The sequence below is a fragment of the Bacillus sp. BD59S genome, assembly GCF_007363175.1.
GTDB classification, from domain to species: domain Bacteria; phylum Bacillota; class Bacilli; order Bacillales; family Bacillaceae_G; genus Bacillus_A; species Bacillus_A pacificus.
The window spans coordinates 179,857-199,209 of sequence record NZ_CP034685.1 but is presented as its reverse complement, the minus strand read 5'-3'; the positions used below and the strand labels follow the sequence as shown (position 1 = coordinate 199,209).

Sequence of the window (19,353 nt, the reverse complement as noted above, 5' to 3'; positions counted from 1 at the left end):
TAGGCATGCTAAAGAAGCCTATTAAAACGTGATTTTTTCGCTAGGCAGATTGTCTATGCTTCACCGTCGTTTTATACACAATCCCTAGAATATCAAAGACGGTCATCTTCTTATACCGATGACATTTACGACCGTTCTTTTTGAGCAGCAGATAAAGACGATGCAGAATTTTTAAAAGTTCTTCTGTGCCAACGGCTATCGCTTGAAACAGTAACGGAAAGTAATCTTTAATCATATAAATCGCTTTGTATTCACTCAGCTCTTGCTTTTTCTTTTCAAGCAGAAACTGACGCATTTGAAACATCGTAGAAGAACAGAGGAGAATGCCGATAAGTTGTCCATATAAATGGCACTCTAGGCGTTCTCTTTTTATATTTTGACATTCATCAATTTTAAAGAGCGACTTCCACGTTTTAAACAAAATTTCAATCTGCCAACGAAGTGAATATAATGGATGCACGTAGTTCGTCGGTACTTCTTCTAGCGACGTATTCGTGATATATACATTAATGCCCATTAAACGTTTACTTTTATCCTTCATGACAATGCCTTTCTTCTTTTCGCGTATCGCTTGGTTTTTCAGACGTGTTTGTGTTTGATCATCGGTTAAACGATGGATAATGACACGTGCTGGAAGTTTCTTATTTTGGCCAATGTATGCCTCGGGTATTTCCATCGTTTCACCGGGGATTAGACCCCTCGGGGATTTCCATCGTTTCACCAGGGATTAGACCAGACAGCATTTGTGTCATATCAAGCTGGATGTATTCTGTTTGCTTTTTTAACGTACCATTGTTGAAATATTCTGGTTCAGGGTTCTTGATATAAATGCGCGTATTCAACTTCAACCGCGAGATGTAGTAAGCCCCTTTATCATGAATAGTTTGTAAGTCTCCTAAATCGAAGTAACCAAGATCACGTAAACACAAATCGCCGGTCTCTACGGTCTCAAGGCAGATGGTACCGTATGTTTTATCATTATTCTTTCCTGGTCCAAGCTGCACGTTAAGAAATTGACCACTAAGTAAATCATATTCCAATTGGATTTTTACGCCTGCCGTATTACTACTCCCACCTGAACCTTGATAGTCAGTAGCCAATTGATCAGGCAGTTGAAACACTGTTGCATCCAAAATACGGATACGATTGAAAGTAGAGATCATATGTGCAGAAAGTGATTGATTTGAACAGAGTTTTTGTTTGAGAAGAGAAGTAAAGACTTCTCGAAGAAATGCGACAGCTGCTGGATTAAAGCGTTGATTCAGTCCTTCTGGACTCATGAGTGTAGCTGTATTTGCATAAAGCTGACTACATAATCGAGTGAGAGAATCACTTGCTACGTGTTGACTAATCCAAATACATAAAGCGGCCAAATCTCGTGCGCCATACTTACTTTTACGTTTTACGAAACCCGTCTCCTGTGCGAGCTGTTGAAGGATACTTGGAGATAGATATCGCTGTAGTTCTTCAGCGAATAAATGAAACTCATCTTGAATCAATAGAGTCATACAAAACGCCATCCTTTCTGTATTTTTCTACAAAAAGAATAGCTTTTTTTTTCGCTTTATAAATACAATTTCTTTTTCAGTAAAAAATGACAAGGTGTAAATAAATCCTCAAGATAAAAGATCACCCGCTAAAATTAGCGGATGACCTTTTATCTTCCTCGGTGTTTTGCTTTCCGTTTTTGGATTTTCATTTGTCGTTTTTTTTCTTGTAATTCCTCTTTCTTTTGACGCGTAATACATTGTTTCACTTTCTTTTTTTGTTCTAATTCTATTCTCAACACTTCATAGGATTTGTTAGAAACTCCTTGATTTTTCATTTCCTTGGCTGCTAATCTTATCAATCTTTTGGGACTAATAGTCTTATTTTTTCTTTTATCAATAGAGTTTTTAACACCTGATGTACCCTGTAATAGCGGAATCATATCATGAAAAATAAAATCTAGTATTTCACTATCTTTTGGTTCAGAACCAAAAGTATGTTTACATACCTTCAATTTGTTGTTTTCATACATTTCTACAATTCCAATCCAAAACTGTCCATCAAAATAAATTGTAAGTTTCATTGAGAATCCCCCTTGTTTAATACATGAGTGATGGACATCCCAGGGGGGAAGGTTACTGACAATAATTATTGCGTCCGGACTACCAACCGAACTGTGTTTTTTCACTCTAAAGTTATTATATTCCAAAATTTTGATTTGTAAACATTTTGATAATATTAATTAAGTTAAATTATTTTTTTATATTTATTAAAACATATCAAACTACTAATCCTCTAAGAAAATCTTATAATATGCTGAGAATGAAAAATGACTTTTATATAAATAAAAGTCATTTTTAACGTTTTAGGGTAGTGGATTCTTGTTAGCTTGATGGGTATGTGGCGGTACCCCTTCTAGCGATTCTTTTACAATTAATGTGTTCGTCTATTTAATATTTGCTGCTTCAGCCAATTCCATATAATCAACTAGTCCACCCGTGTGATGAATTAGGTGTTTCAATGTTACAGGTTCAGCATATGCACCTATAAAAGGGACAAATTTTACAATTGAATCAGCTAAACTCAATTTCCTATCTTGTTCTAAGAGTAATATAGAAAATGCTGTGAATTGTTTAGAAACTGAGGCTATATTAAAAACGGTTTTGGTAGTTATGGGTAGATTTTTCTCTATAGAAGCTAAGCCAACTGCACCTTTATAAGTTACGCCGCTATCAAAACTGGAAATATATGAAAATCCAGGAGCTTTTGATGAAAACTTTTTTAATAATTGTTGTAAAAAGAAGCATAAGCTTTTATTATTTAATTTTACACATATTCAGTTGCAATCTGGTCCTATTTGTACAATCTATTTATTTTGTACACTCTTAGCACCTTCATATAATTTATCGGTATAATTTTTAAGGTCCTGCCAATTATCCTTCGCTGTATTCAAATCTGCTATTATAATCTCATCAAACAGGTCTAGATTAATGTTGTCAACACTGTCAATCAATGATTTATATTTTTTCTCCACTGTCCCCCACTGAGTCTTTATATTTTCAAGAGCAGTAACAGCTGTACCAACTGTTGCAGCCATATGTTCCGTTTTATTTTTGGCATCAGTCAAAATAACTACTTCTGCCTCTGCTCCAGAAATTCTAGACTTTAATTGTTCTATTTCTTGTTGTGCAGATGCGATATTCTTGTCAGCAGTGACAATCAATGGTATACCAATCGGAGGCATAAATACAGATAAAGCTATATAGCCACCACGTTTATCATAGTTTTCTTTAATTGTATTATTACAATTCTCAATTCGTTGTTGTAGAAGCGGGATACCATCGTTCGTACTTTCTAGAATATTCTCCAATTGATTGAAATCTTCTTTGAAATTTCTGGTATCTTCTGCTATTTCACCTTGAAAATTTTTCAATTTTTCTAACAGTACATCTAATTTTTGACTATTGTACAAAATACTATTGTACAAATTTTCTAGTTCATATTTTAATTTCTCTTTATCTTTTTGCTCTATAGCAGTTAGTAAAAGCTTATAACTTGCTTGAAACGTATCATTATAACTTACAATATTCTGATGCGTGTACATAATACGAGTTTTAAAATACATGAACCAAAAGTCGGCATTCTCTATTGCATCCCGTTGATGCTTAATCATGTTTGCTTGTAAATCACCATTTATAGAACTTATTTGACTTAAATCTGTCAGCTGTTGATTACTGATTGTATTGGCATATGAATCCATTGTAAGGATATTTGCCACCATTTTTCCCATTACTTCTTTAAATTCACCAGGACCAAGGGAATAGTTCTTCAAACTTTCTTGCTGTTGGGACACAGTTTGTTCTGCTGCCAAAGTATGAAGTGGAATTACATTACTCGCTGCTATTCCCGTAATAATTGTTGACAAAATAATTTTCTTATATAAATCCTTATTCATCTTTTTCACCTACTCTTTCATATGCATCACATATTTTATTAAATTCATAAGCTTCTATTCTTTACTTCAAATGAATTATGATTATTGCAAATAAAACAACATATTAAAATAGAGGTTCTCATACTTTCTTATTTTATAATCTTTATTAAGTTTCATAATTATATAGGAAGTCTCCTGCTCAAACTTGAACAGGAGACTCACATAATGTGTTCTTCAAAAGGGAAAGTCAGTATATTCTATTTTTCATTACTTCACTAATTTCTTGAAGTAATACTATTTTTTCTCTTCTACAAATTTAATCTCACTATTTTGAATATTTTCAGCATACTTTCTAATCTGCTCCCAATGATCCTTCGCTGTATCCAGATCTGCTGTTATATCCATAGCAAGGAATTCTGGGTCAACAGCTTTAGCACTCTTAATCAACGAGCTATATTTTGTTCCCATTCCATCCCATGCAGTCTTTATATTTTCAAGAGAAACAATAGCTTTATCAATTGTATCTGTTAAATTTTTAATATCACTTTGCACTATCGTTAATCTAGCTGACTGTAGTTTCGCCATTGAAATATCTTGTGTTAGCTTTATAATTTGGTCTTGTGCCTTGATTATCTGCTGCTGCGATGAAACTACTCCGTATATCCCACCTCCTAATATAGGTGCACCAATAGGCGCAAAAGGTGAAAGAAACAAATATGCACCAGCAGCAGTTGCAACCGACGATGCAATATAAATTTTGTTATTTTCATCAATTAATGCTTTATTTACTTTGATTTGTTCCTCGAACTGTGGAATTCCAGCTTCTTCACCAGTTAAAATATTTACGATTTTTTCAGCATTCCCTTTTAAATTTTGTGTATCTTTTTCTAATTTGCCGCGAAAGCTTTTCAAATCATCCACTAATTTTGTCACTTGATCTTTATTCTGTGAAATTTCATCATTCAACTTTGTAAGCAAAGCTGTTAGTTTGACTGGATCATTTTTATATTGTAATAAATAACGAGAATAATTTTGGAATTTTGTATCATAACTCAAAATATTTTGATTTGTCGTAACTATTCCTGACTTCAAATTATTTAACCAGTATGTTGCATTTTCTCTAGTAAGCTGTTGATTGGCTTTAATGTCTGTTTTTAAATTATCGTCAACTGAACGTAAACCATCCAAATTAATATCTGCTTGTTTAAGTATAGTTAAAGCATACAGGTCCATTACCAACATATTGGATTTAGTATCCCTCATCGCATGATCAAGCCCTGTTGGTCCAAGGTAATAACTAGGGTATTTAAGGTCTTGATTTGCATAAATAGGTGCTGGTTCCTCTGCCGAGGCATATGATGGCATAATGCCACCCGCTACGATTGTTGCTATTAATGTAGATAAAGCCATTACTTTATAAGGTTTTTTCATCACATTTTTCTCTCCTTACATTATTAAGAATTATTGTTCTGAATTCTACAAATCTCATCCTGTTACTTTTATTTTTGTAACACTCTCTTGATATTCCGTTGTTTGTTTTTTCAATTCATCCGTAAACTGTTTAAGCTCTTTTAATCGTGCTTGTAATGAATTAGAATCTATTTTCCTATCAGTATTAAGACTTGTCCCCGTTTCAATCATTATGTTATTAAAGGTTTCCCAACTACTGACTAGATTGTCAAAACTCTGAGTTTGCTTTTTAACTGTTCTTGTAAAGTTATTTAATTGCTGATCAATAAGTGTCATTTGAGTTGCTTGCACTTCAATATTCGCTAAATTTTGTATCAATTGAATTAGTTTCTGTTGCTTCTGAGCAATAGCTTTATTCAGTTCTGTTACTTTATCATTTGTAAGTTGTCCATATTGGTTATAAATCGCTTCAAAATTAGACACGTCTACAGTTTTATCCTTAACTCCGTCTTTCAAAATATTAATAACCGACTTTGTAATATTTAAAGAACCGTCTAGATTTTCTTTTGGTAGAGCTAGAAGTTTTTCAAAATCCTCTTGAATGCCTACATTAAGTTGTCCCATTTCCGTTCTTAATTTTTCAATGTCTCCGTCTGAACCCTTATAAGATTCAAACGCTCTGCTAACTGTACTAGAAAAATTATTACTATCTGCAGCCAATTCGTTTTTAGAATTGTTTAAGTCTTCTGAAGTTATTTTCATATTATACTGAATTTTTTGCACGTCACCTTGAAGTAAGTTAAAAATACGTACAAATAATGCTTTTGCTTCCGGATCTTCATTCATTTTTCCAGCTAGTTCAACCAATTTATTATAATAATGTGTAAATCTTATTTCAAAACTCTGTATGTCTTGATTTATACCGAATAATTTGGGATTATATACATCCAGCCAGTCTCGAACATGGTTTCTTACAGTGCCTTGATCAGTTGTTATTCCATATATAGTACTTACATCAAGATCTGGTTGCTGTAATATGATTAGCCCATATCCTTTAATTAATGGCGTCTGTGATCCTAAATTCGTAATCGAATTTGATAACCTATCCATAGCGGGTCCAAGTATACTACTTGGTTGTAAATAAGTTGTATTACTTTCTGCAAAAGTATTTACAGGTGAGAAGCAACTTGTAGATACTGCTGTAACTAATAATCCTGCGACTAACGCTTTTTTCATGGTGACCCCTCCTATTTATTGGTATCTTTTGATAAAATAGTTGGACTAAATTTTAATTAACTTGAAATCTAGCATTATAACTATTAATCTATATAGATTATTTTAAAGATGATTTTTAGGAATATAAATATAGATTGTAAACATTTGTACATAATGCCCTACTATAAACTTAATCCCTAAGTCATTACATAAAAGGCATATACAAAAATATTCCTGATTTTATATGTCTTAAAATGTAACTAGCATCTTGTGCCCTTATTAAAACATCAAATTTCCAGTGCGTATATAGTAAAATTTTGTAGTTTTTTGTATAATTTTATCCTTTTTTATTTTTTTATCTTAATTATTTAATATGTATACAAATTAAAATACTATACTTCTAAAATTGCTATGTAACTTCACTATTATAATTAAAATAATTATAATTTAATACCACTGATAAAAAGGCACCTGATTTAATTTAACTAGGTGAATTTTCATCCAAAAAAATTATTTTAATATAATTTTCAATACTCTTCGCTTATTTCTTCCTCTATATGGATATGTAAAATTACATATCCATATAGAGGTAAGTTAACTATTGTATATAGTCATAAATAATAAGTTTCCATAACTTGTTGGAAACTTAAAAATAACGGAATTTTCCTATTACTCCTATAACAATTATGCTTTGGATTCATCAGTATTGGACAAAAAAATCCGACATGATTTAAACCAACTAAATACCCCCTATAAAGTCAATGAAACATATATGGGGTACCGTCACATCGCTATCAAACTAAGAAAATGCAACTCCCTCCCAGAACAAAATTTTGTGCTAACTTGTAACAAGATAGCTCTTTCGTTTTTAGATTATTAATTTCTTAAGCAGAAATGATAGCGGTACATTATTGGTTACATGAAAAAGTGCCAATCTTATCGATAATTTTATCATTTTAGCCAAGAAGACTCCTTCCTCAAGGAACGCGAAGTGAGTAGGTGGGGATGAATTGGCTTAGGACAAAGAATATCAGAATTTTGGGGAGTTCAAAGTGCTTGAGCGTGGTATTATCCAATTTTTTTCATTGAGAATGCATAAATACAAACAAAACCAGTAATACATCTTTTCTGTATCTTACTGGTTTTGTTAAAGGTCATCTTAAATTGTAGCTAGTTCAACGTAATTTTAAATTCTGAGTTCGGTGCGCCAGCAAATACAACCGTTCCGTTCTCCGGTAGTTTTACTTTGTTGTAGTCACTAACAACCGTAAAATTGACGCACACTCCATTCTCATCATACACCGCGAATGAACTTCCTGATGGCAACTCTACATTCATTGTTTTCCCTGCTGCCGTTTGCGGGATCGTAAACCATTTCGCATGCCCATTTTCTTGCAGTGTAACTTTCGATAATTGACCTGTATCAAGGGATTTTTACGTTAGATTCAATGACGTATAAAATGCTGGCCATCTCCATATATTCATTACCATCCTCTGTATAGAAATGAGCTTCCTTTGTATCCCTCCCATTCATCACGGGAATCTGAATTTGATGCGTCGCCGTATTCGGACCTGTAATTTTTTTGCCCTCCCAATAGCCATCTTTGAGCGTAATTTGTGTGTTAAGAGGTATTAGCTTTCCTAGATAGTTTATAGAATTAAATGTTTCGTTAACGAGGTAGAATTTGTCGCCCTCGCGCTTGGCCCATGCAGCAGCTGTTTTCTTCGGTAACACATTGTTTTCTAAATTCTGGGCTAAATAGTGAGTCAGCAGCAAAGAAAAAGAAGGAACCCTACCCTCACAAGGAAACCTCTTTTTTGTTCTATCTGGGGATAATTAAGAATATTAGCTTGATAGCAATGGAGTCACGCTACATACCCATCAACTTAAGAATATTCACTCCCCCAAGTGCAAAAAACGTTATTCTCCTAAACAAGGCTATTGTTTAGAAGAAATAACGTTGCCACTTAAATATATTTTCATTTTCCATACTGATCACGCCTCTTTTAAAAAGTTATAATATCAGTATGTCCAAGTTTACTAGACTTGGTGCATATATTTTGAAATTCCGCACCAGAACCCTCAACTTTTTCTTTATGCACTTTTCCTCAAATATTATAGAAAAATCAGTTCTAAAGCTTATTATCTAATAAATAATTACAAATGAAATTAATGCCCTAAAATATCTATTTCTCCTTTCGAAGCATATCGAGAATGAAAGTTCATTTTGTTTCTGTTCTTAGCTTGATGGGCATGGCTCGATTCCCCTTTTGGAGATTAATCGTAAATATATGAGCGATAATCCCCCTCATATTTCAATAAACATAAGGGGGGATTATCGGATTACAATATTTATTTTTGGTTTCTTGGTTTTATGAATCCTATAAATGCGCTACTAATTAAACCTAATGCTATAAGTAAATAACCAATGGGTATTAAATAGAATGCTTCTACAAGCGTACCATCTGGTGCGACTGTAGATCCTACGATATTAGAGCTAACTATACACCCGATCCCTATAAATATAGATAGTAAGGTTAAAATATATTTTGTCATTTTATAACCTCCATATGTAAGGTTTTTTATGTACAATAACAATATTGTTCATTAAAAAACCTTTTAATTTATTTTTGAACTCCTACTTCTTTAGATATTGTGGCATCTTTGTAATAAATTTCTTTAAGTTGAGCGACAATCATTATGCTGATAACAACAAGCAAGAACCAAGAACTAATTTTACCAATTTGCACAAGACTCCAAGAGTCTTGTTGATTCGGATATTGCCATGCTCCCAAAAAAGTGGCAATATTTTCTGCGATCCATATAAAGAAGCCAATTAGGAAAAATGAAAAAGGAAGTGGCATTTTATATGTATTGTTTCGCACGGTGAATTGCACATAAGTTTGAGCAAAGACAATAAATAAAAGAATTGTCAAAATCCAGCGGAGATCTAAAATAAAATGATGTGTGAAAAAATTCAAATAGATTATCACCCCAAGTGGGATTGTCCATATATATTTCGGCCAGTTATTCATTCTTAAATGAAATTGATTCCATGCTTGGCAAATATAACTGGCAACACTTGCATACATAAAACCGCTATATAGTGGGACTCCAAAAACTTTTGTCCACGCTTCTTCTGGATATGACCATGAACCTACATGAACCTTATATACTTCTAATAGAAATCCGATAACATGGAACACACTAATCACTTTTAATTCGTTTTTTGTCTCTAAATTGTTTTTGAACATAAGATATTGCGTAATGAGACAAATAAGTAGAATAAAATCGTAGCGATGCAATCCAGGAATTACAATTATCTTTGAAACAGCAAGTGTTACAAAAATAACCACTGGAAAAATGCAAGATAAGGCTTGATAGTAACCAAAATATAAAAGATCTCGTATATATTTCATGTTTTCACCTTCTAATTGAGTAACGTCCTGTTCTAAGTTGACCTAAAGTACATCACGTTTTTGAAATAATGTACTTGATACAATGAGTAATACTCCAAAGTGTATGATTACAAAAATTAATGATGTTGTAAAATTGAAATCTGTAAATAGTGGCTTTGCTCCACCATTAACCAGTACATTACTGTCGTACATCTCTAAATTCAAATGAGATAATACAGAAAATTGTGCGACTTCTTTAAACGTCTTAAGCAATATGTTATTTATTAAACTTTGTGAGAAGAAAATAACTAGCGTAATAATTAATGGTAATACTGATTTTCTAAAAATATTTGCTAAGAAAAAGGAAAATGTTGTATAAAATAATATTGGTAAAGTTTTATAAATCACTATTTTTAGTAGCATACTAATCGTTAAATCTTCTGTTTCTCCACCAAAGATGATAAACCCAATTAGCATGGAAACCACCAAAGAGATAAAACAAGCAAAAATCACAGTAAGTATAGTTGTTATATATTTCGAAAACAGTATAGTGATTCGTTTTCTTGGACGAATAAGCAACTGTTTAATAGTTCCTTTCTGGAACTCCTCTGAAATGATTCGAGTTGCAAGCGCTATACCAAAAATTGTAACCAGGGTAGTTACCATTTCAAATGTCATGTTTGTAAACGATAGATAACTTGCAAATCGCTCTTTAATTGGGAGCCATGAACGGATAGCAAATACCGACACAATTTCTAAAGCAACTAAGAATCCTATAAACATATAGGTACCTTTTCTTGCATGTAGCTTTAGTATCTCATTTTTAATTAATTTAAACATTATGATCTTCCTCCCTCTGTAATTGCTAAGAACTCCTCTTCTAATGTTTTGTTTTGTACTGTTACACCGTAAACTAGTACATCAGCATAAATAAGTTTTTTTATAATTTTTGGGATTTCTTCTTTCTTTACAGATACAAGGATTACATTCTGTTTCAATACTTTTCCTTTTATAATCTTATTTGCTTCATTTACCGCATCAACTTCTAAAGCAACTTCGACCTTATCTTCATTTCTTTGCTTTTCATGTAAATTATATGCTTGTACAAATTGTCCATCTTTTATAATAACAACACGATCGCACATAAGTTCAATTTCACTCAATAAGTGACTGGAGACGATTACTGCGATACCTTCTTCTTTTGCTAAACGTCGCAAATAATCCCGAATTTGACGAATACCTGCAGGATCTAATCCATTCGTTGGTTCATCTAAAATTAAAATCTTTGGATTATGCAAGAGCGCTTGTGCAATACCAAGACGTTGCTTCATCCCAAGTGAATATGTTTTTACCTTCTTATAAATTGCTTCCTTTAAATCTACAAGTTTTATAATGTCAGCAATACGTTCTTTGCTAATTGGTTCAGCTGCCATATTAGCAAAATGCTTTAAATTTTGCATACCTGTCATATACTCATATAGTTCAGGGTTCTCCACAATTGCTCCAATTTGCTCTAAAGCTTTTTCACGATTTGTACGAATATTATGACCACAAATGGTAATATCACCTTTTGTCATCGTAATAAGACCGGTCATCATTCGAATCGTTGTCGTTTTTCCACTACCGTTCGGCCCAAGAAACCCATATACTTCGCCCTCTTTCACTTCAAATGAAAGACCTCTAATAATTTCATTTCGTCCAATTTTTTTATGGACATTTTCTAATTTTACAACGACGCTATCCATTTTTTCCTCCTTCTAATAAACTTTGATTTCTCTATTAGATGACAATAATCAAAGTTTGTTATGTTTCACTTTTTTGATGATTGAGATGATAGCCATTAACAAAAATGCAGTAATACCACTAAAAATACAAACAATACTTAATGGAATTAAGAAGAAAGGTTCCGTTAAGGTTCCATCTGGTCCTATTTTTGAACCCATCATAAAATAACTAACCATGCAAATGGTTCCTAGTAATATTGATATACAAGCTCCTAGACACATTTTTTTCAAGATACACTCTCTCCTTCATTAACAGAGTTATTTTTTTCGTACTCTAAAATATCACCTGGTTGACATTCTAAAATTCCACATATTTTATCTAGCGTTGAAAATTTAATTGCTTTTGCTTTTCCATTTTTCATTATTGAAACATTTGCCATTGTAATACCCAATCTTTCAGAGAGTTTTGTAACACTCATTTTTTTTTTCGCTAACACTACATCAAGGTTTACTATGATAGCCATTTTTGACACCTCAAATCGTTAGGTCGTTATCTTGTTTTATTTCACTAGCATTTCTAACTAAATTAGAAAGAATGGAAGTAAATATCGTAATAACAACAGCGAAAAATAGAATTGGTAACAGTACCATTAAAACAGTTGTATTGTAACCTCCAGATATCAATAGATATAGTAACGCAAAGACGTATAAAACACTTTCAATCACTGATAAACTACTTATTCTTCTTAACCTATCAGCATTTTTAAGAGTAAAGACTTGGTCGCAACCAATATCGGAACATATCTGCCATCCCAAAACTAATGCAATAAAAAATGGAATTCCAGTCATCCAAATGAATAAAATAAAAAATGGAACTTTAGTAACCCAGATAAAGATAATAAAAGGATCATATAATTCCTTTAACTTTTCTGAATGCACTAAAATGTCTCTTCCTATTTTAGGACCAATATATACGCAAAATAACAAACCGAAAATCCAGCAAAAAGCAATTATTAATTTTAACCAAACTGATAATTCTTTCTGTTTCAAAGAATCCCTCCTCTTAGCTAGTTATCAATATAATAATTCGAGAAACGTATTTTAGTCAATAAAAATTTATTGTTTATCAATAAATAAATATTGTTTTAAATATTTTTCTGAATCTCACGTGATAACAGTCGCTAAGAATCTAGCTTATCCTATAGCAATTGAACAGTTGAAAAAAGAAAGAAGCATACCTGTCAGTATGCAACTTAGATAACAAAAATAAATAAGACTATCGTTTTATTAAGTAACGCGTACGCCTTATAACGGGACTCAAATCACTTAAAGTGGATTGCTTCTGCTCCCTTTGGTGATATTCCAAGTCCTTCATAACTTGAGTTTCCTTTTAATTTAAATATCTTCCAAAAAACTTTCGTAAATGTTACAAAATCTATTCAATACATTTTAATAAGAAACTTTTCACATATTAACGTAAAAGTTTTATTTAGCAGTTAATTCAATGTCGAATTTATCAGAATTTTGTATTTTTTTGTTGTTTTATCTTGTTATTGATGTTAAACTTATACTTACAAAGAAAGAGATCAAATAGGAAACTTCGCTTTATAAATTTTCTGATTTTTCAGTTTTTTTATATTTTACTCCACTCCGTTAGATTGGCATGTTTGTGTATTCCTTCCCTACTCTTTCTTTGTTGTATCCTTCATAAGAAAACAATTTGTTCCTATCCAAGTTGTTTTCTTTTTTTTATAGTTAGTTTATTATTTTTATTAATAAAAATAATATTTTGGACTAATCACCACTTAATATTCTAGTTCGCTGTTTGAAGTGGGAGATTGTTAGGTACTGAAACTTATTGGTTTCTAGTTCATTAGGCTATTCCCGTAGTTCCTACGGCCAGGAGACGACTGTCCCCCATCTTTTAATCAATTACTATTTCTTATCACCTATTTAAATAGATACAAAACTTATACACTTTATTTATTAACACTGGTTGTACATTGCTTTCTTGTATGATGCCCTCATTATATATCCCTACCAGTATTCATTTCCTATCTAAAATTAATGTTTCTTACATTTAATATTTTAGTGAAGGATCTATTGTTGGAAAAAGATAAAAAAGAACTGAATTTTTTTCAATATTCATTTCCCTTTTCCAAATAACAAGTCTAATCACCGCATAATTCATAGAATTTCCTTTCTATTTTTCGATATATTTACTAAGGGGGAATATGGCATGCTTTTTACAGGGTTCATCATTAATCTATCTATTTTTGCATTCTTAGTTAGTACATCTATTTTTATTCAAGTATTTATAAGTAAAGTAGATTCTAAATCATTTCATTTATTTTGTGGCATTTACGCAGGTATCATAGCTGCCATTTTAATGATTTTTAATTTTAAGCACATGGGATTGTTTTACGACCTCCGAGTCGTTCCACTAATTATTTCGTTTATTTATTTTGGTCGTACAGCTGGCTGGATTACATTAATGTTTATTTTATTTATGCGTATTTTCTACCTTGGTGGTGATTGGGGACCAGCTTTAATAGCATCTTTAGGAATAGCTATTATATATACTATATTCAAAACATATCTAAAAGATATCCATCCTTTTAAAAGTGTTTTTCTTTATCTAGCTGCTTATCTAGTTATAATCCATATTGTATTTGGATTCTTTTTTCCTTCTATACCACTTATACTTCTTAACATCCAAGGTACATTTTTTATATCATGCGGACTCTTAATTGGTATTTTTCTTATGGAGTCGTATCAAAAGTTATATGTTTTAACACAAAATTTAGCCAAAGCGAATGAAACATTACTAGAATCAAAGCGAGAATTAAAGGATACCGTACACCAATTGCAAGGAGGTATTTTTAAATTCAAAAAAGTAGGGGGGAATTTTGTCCATACTCTATGTGATGGACAATTATTTTATCAAAACGGGTTTCACTCTCAGCAAGTCGTAGGTAAATGTTTATCTAATATAGATGCTTCAATTATCCCATTTCATTTAATTCCTCTACTATTAAAATATTATCAACAGGCATGGGATGGTGAAGAAGTAACTTTTGAACTACCATGGCCAAATGATGAGGCTACGATACTTTTCTCTCTTAGACCTGTTAAAAGAGGGGGAACAGTAGTTGAGGTAGTTGGTTCTACTGTTGATATAACGAAAAGAATACATGCGGAAAATGAACTGAAGGTTACAAAAGAGCGACTAGAGTCATTTATTAATCATAATGTGGATGCTATCACCATATTTGATTTAGATGGAAATTTGTTACAAGCGAATAAAGCTTATGAGAGAATATTTGGTTGGTCAGAAAAAGAATCTGTAGGAAAAAAATTACCTTGTGTACCTGAATTTTTAATAGATCAAACTTTAGAATATATAAACCAAATTAAAAATACCAATATGAATGACCCAATTCTTACCCGTTTTGAAACTGTTAGACAAAGAAAAGATAAAACTCTAATTGATGTAAGCCTGACAATTTCGCCTATTTTAGATTTTAGAGGTAATGTAATTGCTTTATCAGGAATTTGTAGAGACATTTCTGAAAGGAAACAAGCAGAAAGAAAACTGCATCAATTACACCAGCAATTAAGTGACAGTGAAATGAAATACCGTGCACTCATCGAACAAGCAACTGATGCAGTATATGTAGTGGAACTGAATGATAATGAATTACCAACTCGCTTTATCGAAGTAAATCCTGTTGCGTGTAAAAGATTTGGATATAGTAGAGAAGAACTTCTTTCGATGTCATTCCCTAGTAACGTTACACCAGATTCTCCAATGGTCCAAAGAATCATAGAAAAAATTAGAGAAGGACAAACATCTTTTACATTACAAGATGAATTTGTTTTTCCTAGAGGAAAAAACCTGACAATTGAATTTTCTGTTCGTGTGTTTAACTTGAATGGAAAAAAAGTTTTCTTAAGCATCTCTCGAGACATCACTGAACGGCTAAAAACAGAAGAATTATTACGAAAATCGGAGAAACTTGCTGTAGTAGGTCAATTATCCACTGCAATTGCTCATGAAATTAAAAATCCTTTAACAGCAATGAAAGGATTCATACAGTTATTGCAATCACTGGGAAATAAGGATACCGAGCATTACATAGATATAGTGTTATCAGAGATTGAACGTATAGATAGTATTACTAACGAATTTATGACATTAGCAAAACCTGAGGCATTAGAAATTAAAACTAATGACCTGAATGTATTAATGAAACAAGTTGTAATGTTACTTGAACCTCAAGCGACAATGAATTGCATACAAATTAAAACTCAGTTTACATCTGATGCTTCATTCATACTTTGTGAATGTAATCAATTAAAGCAAGTTTTTATAAATATCTTAAAAAATTCAATTGAGGCAACTTCAATGGGAGGGGAAATATTGATTCAAATCGAATATGCACCTGATCAAAATCAAGTAAACATTCGATTTACTGATTATGGGTGTGGAATTGAACAGGAACGTATACCTTACCTAGGAGAACCATTCTATAGTCTCAAAGAAAATGGTATCGGTTTAGGATTAATGATCTGTTATAAAATTATTGAGAAGCACCAAGGAAAGATATTTATTGAAAGTGAAGTAGGAAAAGGAACAACAGTCAATATAGATCTACCTATATCTACTCTCTGAGGGTGGATTAAATGAAAGTAAACACAAAAAACACAATTGATTATACAAACTTAAGAAATCTAAAATTAAGACCCACACATTTTGATTAAACTTTTTTCAAAATGTGTGGGTCTCCTCTATTTATAAAATCAATATTTACAGCAATACTTTGATCAAGCTATAATTCAAACCAACATAACAAGTCTTTTTATCTCATTCGTTGACGAATAAATACGAATCCAGCTAAAGCCAATAACAACATTCCAGCAATATATGAAATCATATCCATTGATGTTCCACCTGTTTTAGGAAGCCATACTGATGTCTTAGAATTTTCTTGAGTAGGTGGATTTTTTGAATCTATACTTGGATCTTTTGGATCCGTACTTGGATCTTTTGGATCCGTATTTGGATCTTTTGGATCTTTTGGATCTGTATTTGGATCTTTTGGATCCGTATTTGGATCTTTTGGATCTGTATTTGGATCTTTTGGATCCGTACTTGGATCTTTTGTATTCGTGATGTCATAACCATGTACCTCTGATTTATATCCATTCACTGGTTGTTCTTTCACTTCATACTTATATGCATTTCCTTCGGCATCATATGCCGCTAAGTCTGTAAACGCATATTTCCATTCATCTGCTGCGCTCACTTCTTTTGTCGCGATCACTTTGCCATTTTGTAGTAAATCTACCTTGATCATTGTCGGACGGTCTTTCGCATTATCATCCTTCCATGTCTTCGTTCCTTCTACTTTTGTTTCGCCTACTTTTGTATTTGTAATGTCATAACCTTTTACCTCTGATTTATATCCATCCACTGGTTGTTCTTTCACTTCATACTTGTATGCATTTCCTTCGGCATCATATGCAGCTAAATCTGTAAACGCATATTTCCATTCATCTGCTGCGCTCACTTCTTTTGTTGCGATCACTTTGCCATTTTGTAATAGATCAATCTTGATCATTTCCGGACGGTTTTTTACATTTCCATCCTTCCAAGTCTTCGTTCCTTCTACCTTTGTTTGGCCTACTTTTGTATTTGTGATGTCAGTACCACTTACTTTTGATTCATATCCTGGTACTGCTTGTTCTTTCACTTCATACTTGTATGCTTTTCCTTCTGCATCGTATGCTTGGAGTTTTTCAAACGTGTACTTCCAGTTTGTTGCCGCTGTTACTTCTTTTGTATCTACTACTTTACCGTTTTGTAGTAAGTCTACTTTGATCATTTCCGGACGATCTTTCGCATTTCCGTCTTTCCATGTCTTCGTTCCTTCTACTTTTGTTTCGCCTACTTTTGTATTTGTGATGTCAGTACCACTTACTTTGGATTCATATCCTGGTACTGTTTGCTCTTTCACTTCATACTTGTATGCCTTTCCTTCTGCATCATACGCTGCTAAATCTTTGAATTCGTATTTCCAGCCTGTTGCTTTGCTTACTTCTTGCGTCGCAATCACTGTACCATTTTGTAAAAGGTCTACTTTGATCATTTCCGGACGATCTTTCGCGTTATCGTCTTTCCATGTCTTCGTTCCTTCTACTTTTGTTTCGCCTACTTTTGTATTTGTGATGTCATAGCCGTGTACGTCAGATTGGTATCCCGCTACTGGCTGTTCCTTCACTTCATACTTGTATGCTACTCCATTTGCGTCATATGCTTCTACATCCGCAAATGCATATTTCCAGTTTGTTGCCGCTGTTACTTCTTTTGTATCTACTACTTTACCGTTTTGTAGTAAGTCTACTTTAATCGAGCTTGGACGATCTGTTGCGTTGTTATCGTTCCACGTTTTTGTTCCTTCTACTGTTAATTTCGCTACTTTTGTATTCGTAATGTCATAGCCATGTACCTCTGATTTATATCCATCCACCGGTTGTTCTTTTACTTCATACTTGTATGCATTTCCTTCGGCATCATATGCCGCTAAGTCTGTAAACGCATATTTCCATTCGCCCGCTGCGCTCACTTCTTTTGTATCAATTACTTTACCATTTTGTAGTAAGTCTACCTTGATTGTTGTTGGACGATTTGTTGCGTTTCCATCCTTCCACGTCTTCGTTCCTTCTACTTTTGTTTGTGCCACTTTTGTATTTGTAATGTCATAGCCATGTACCTCTGATTTATATCCATCCACCGGTTGTTCTTTTACTTCATATTTGTACGCATTTCCTTCGGCATCATATGCCGCTAAGTCTGTAAACGCATATTTCCATTCGCCCGCTGCGCTCACTTCTTTTGTCTCAATTACTTTACCATTTTGTAGTAAGTCCACTTTGATCATTTCTGGACGATTTGTTGCGTTTCCGTCCTTCCACGTCTTCGTTCCTTCTACTTTTGTTTGCGCCACTTTTGTATTTGTAATGTCATAGCCTTTTACTTCTGATTTATATCCATCTACTGGTTGTTCTTTTACTTCATATTTGTACGCATTTCCTTCGGCATCATATGCCGCTAAGTCTGTAAACGCATATTTCCATTCGCCCGCTGCGCTCACTTCTTTTGTATCAATCACTTTTCCATTTTGTAGTAAGCCCACTTTGATCATTTCTGGACGGTTTGTTGCGTTTCCGTCTTTCCACGTTTTCGTTCCTTCTACTTTTGTTTGCGCCACTTTTGTATTCGTAATGTCATAACCATGAACCTCAGATTTATATCCATCTACTGGTTGTTCTTTTACTTCATACTTATATGCATTTCCTTCGGCATCATATGCCGCTAAATCTGTAAACGCATATTTCCATTCGCCCGCTGCGCTCACTTCTTTTGTATCAATTACTTTACCATTTTGTAGTAAGTCCACTTTGATCATTTCTGGACGATTTGTTGCGTTTCCATCCTTCCACGTCTTCGTTCCTTCTACTGTTGTTTGCGCTACTTTTGTATTCGTAATGTCATAACCATGAGCCTCGGATTTATACCCATCCACCGGTTGTTCTTTTACTTCATTTCAGAATTACCCCAAAATGAAAAAAAGAACTTTTTGTTACAAATTAACACAAAATTTCGTTCTGGAGGTACTG

12 protein-coding genes and 5 pseudogenes are annotated in these 19,353 nt (G+C 33.0%); 2 read left to right on the top strand and 15 right to left on the bottom strand.

Annotated features, from left to right (window positions below):
* Positions 1–40 precede the first annotated feature (40 nt).
* The 14 genes and pseudogenes from EKQ63_RS01845 to EKQ63_RS01780 form a co-directional block, all read right to left on the bottom strand.
* Positions 41–1,508 (bottom strand): annotated as a pseudogene (locus tag EKQ63_RS01845) (IS4 family transposase).
* A gap of 149 nt (positions 1,509–1,657) precedes the next feature.
* Complete coding sequence (locus tag EKQ63_RS01840; protein WP_048371813.1) at positions 1,658–2,071, bottom strand: YjdF family protein; 414 nt, start codon at positions 2,069–2,071, stop codon at positions 1,658–1,660.
* A 366-nt stretch (positions 2,072–2,437) separates the two neighbouring features.
* Positions 2,438–2,824, bottom strand: a pseudogene (locus EKQ63_RS01835) (serine hydrolase domain-containing protein); the annotation flags it as partial.
* A 30-nt stretch (positions 2,825–2,854) separates the two neighbouring features.
* Entirely contained in the window at positions 2,855–3,943 is a 1,089-nt protein-coding gene (locus EKQ63_RS01830; protein WP_143880683.1) for a non-hemolytic enterotoxin subunit C, read from the bottom strand.
* A gap of 273 nt (positions 3,944–4,216) precedes the next feature.
* Entirely contained in the window at positions 4,217–5,353 is a 1,137-nt protein-coding gene (locus tag EKQ63_RS01825) for a non-hemolytic enterotoxin subunit B (RefSeq protein WP_139889546.1), read from the bottom strand.
* Positions 5,354–5,407: 54 nt separating this feature from the next.
* Entirely contained in the window at positions 5,408–6,568 is a 1,161-nt protein-coding gene (locus EKQ63_RS01820; protein WP_139889537.1) for a non-hemolytic enterotoxin subunit A, read from the bottom strand.
* Between the two features lie 1,149 nt (positions 6,569–7,717).
* A pseudogene (locus EKQ63_RS01815) lies at positions 7,718–8,321 on the bottom strand (serine hydrolase); the annotation flags it as partial.
* Positions 8,322–8,900: 579 nt separating this feature from the next.
* The gene (locus EKQ63_RS01810) at positions 8,901–9,104 is read right to left on the bottom strand and encodes a DUF3955 domain-containing protein (RefSeq protein ID WP_139889536.1); all 204 of its coding nucleotides are present in this window, start codon (positions 9,102–9,104) and stop codon (positions 8,901–8,903) included.
* Between the two features lie 68 nt (positions 9,105–9,172).
* Complete coding sequence (locus EKQ63_RS01805) at positions 9,173–9,967, bottom strand: DUF817 domain-containing protein (RefSeq protein ID WP_139889535.1); 795 nt, start codon at positions 9,965–9,967, stop codon at positions 9,173–9,175.
* A 42-nt stretch (positions 9,968–10,009) separates the two neighbouring features.
* Positions 10,010–10,786 carry an ABC transporter permease gene (locus EKQ63_RS01800; protein ID WP_143880682.1) on the bottom strand — a complete coding sequence of 259 codons (777 nt, stop codon included), beginning with the start codon at positions 10,784–10,786 and terminating at the stop codon, positions 10,010–10,012.
* Entirely contained in the window at positions 10,786–11,691 is a 906-nt protein-coding gene (locus tag EKQ63_RS01795; RefSeq protein WP_139889533.1) for an ABC transporter ATP-binding protein, read from the bottom strand. The genes EKQ63_RS01800 and EKQ63_RS01795 overlap by 1 nt, the downstream gene beginning before the upstream one ends.
* 48 nt (positions 11,692–11,739) lie before the next feature.
* A complete protein-coding gene (locus EKQ63_RS01790; protein WP_143880691.1) occupies positions 11,740–11,952 on the bottom strand; it encodes a DUF3955 domain-containing protein in 213 nt (70 codons plus the stop codon).
* 5 nt (positions 11,953–11,957) lie between these two features.
* Entirely contained in the window at positions 11,958–12,194 is a 237-nt protein-coding gene (locus tag EKQ63_RS01785) for a helix-turn-helix domain-containing protein (protein WP_139889532.1), read from the bottom strand.
* Positions 12,195–12,204: 10 nt separating this feature from the next.
* Positions 12,205–12,720: a DUF2975 domain-containing protein gene (locus tag EKQ63_RS01780; protein ID WP_139889531.1), complete on the bottom strand. Its 516-nt coding sequence runs from the start codon at positions 12,718–12,720 to the stop codon at positions 12,205–12,207.
* A gap of 112 nt (positions 12,721–12,832) precedes the next feature.
* Between EKQ63_RS01780 and EKQ63_RS30125 the strand changes: the two are divergent.
* A pseudogene (locus EKQ63_RS30125) lies at positions 12,833–12,928 on the top strand (IS6 family transposase); the annotation flags it as partial.
* A gap of 981 nt (positions 12,929–13,909) precedes the next feature.
* Positions 13,910–16,345: a PAS domain S-box protein gene (locus tag EKQ63_RS01770; RefSeq protein ID WP_143880681.1), complete on the top strand. Its 2,436-nt coding sequence runs from the start codon at positions 13,910–13,912 to the stop codon at positions 16,343–16,345.
* Positions 16,346–16,532: 187 nt separating this feature from the next.
* Here the strand turns inward: EKQ63_RS01770 and EKQ63_RS01765 are convergent.
* Positions 16,533–19,277 (bottom strand): annotated as a pseudogene (locus tag EKQ63_RS01765) (Cna B-type domain-containing protein); the annotation flags it as partial.
* Between the last annotated feature and the right edge of the window lie 76 nt (positions 19,278–19,353).

What these genes read in the sequence shown, in the direction of transcription:
- EKQ63_RS01770 (WP_143880681.1), top strand. Translation starts at nt 13,910, where the DNA reads ATGCTTTTTACAGGGTTCATCATTAATCTATCTATTTTTGCATTCTTA.
- EKQ63_RS01800 (WP_143880682.1), bottom strand. Translation starts at nt 10,786, where the DNA reads ATGTTTAAATTAATTAAAAATGAGATACTAAAGCTACATGCAAGAAAA.
- EKQ63_RS01795 (WP_139889533.1), bottom strand. Translation starts at nt 11,691, where the DNA reads ATGGATAGCGTCGTTGTAAAATTAGAAAATGTCCATAAAAAAATTGGA.
- EKQ63_RS01840 (WP_048371813.1), bottom strand. Translation starts at nt 2,071, where the DNA reads ATGAAACTTACAATTTATTTTGATGGACAGTTTTGGATTGGAATTGTA.
- EKQ63_RS01805 (WP_139889535.1), bottom strand. Translation starts at nt 9,967, where the DNA reads ATGAAATATATACGAGATCTTTTATATTTTGGTTACTATCAAGCCTTA.
- EKQ63_RS01785 (WP_139889532.1), bottom strand. Translation starts at nt 12,194, where the DNA reads ATGGCTATCATAGTAAACCTTGATGTAGTGTTAGCGAAAAAAAAAATG.
- EKQ63_RS01810 (WP_139889536.1), bottom strand. Translation starts at nt 9,104, where the DNA reads ATGACAAAATATATTTTAACCTTACTATCTATATTTATAGGGATCGGG.
- EKQ63_RS01820 (WP_139889537.1), bottom strand. Translation starts at nt 6,568, where the DNA reads ATGAAAAAAGCGTTAGTCGCAGGATTATTAGTTACAGCAGTATCTACA.
- EKQ63_RS01790 (WP_143880691.1), bottom strand. Translation starts at nt 11,952, where the DNA reads ATGTGTCTAGGAGCTTGTATATCAATATTACTAGGAACCATTTGCATG.
- EKQ63_RS01830 (WP_143880683.1), bottom strand. Translation starts at nt 3,943, where the DNA reads ATGAATAAGGATTTATATAAGAAAATTATTTTGTCAACAATTATTACG.
- EKQ63_RS01825 (WP_139889546.1), bottom strand. Translation starts at nt 5,353, where the DNA reads ATGAAAAAACCTTATAAAGTAATGGCTTTATCTACATTAATAGCAACA.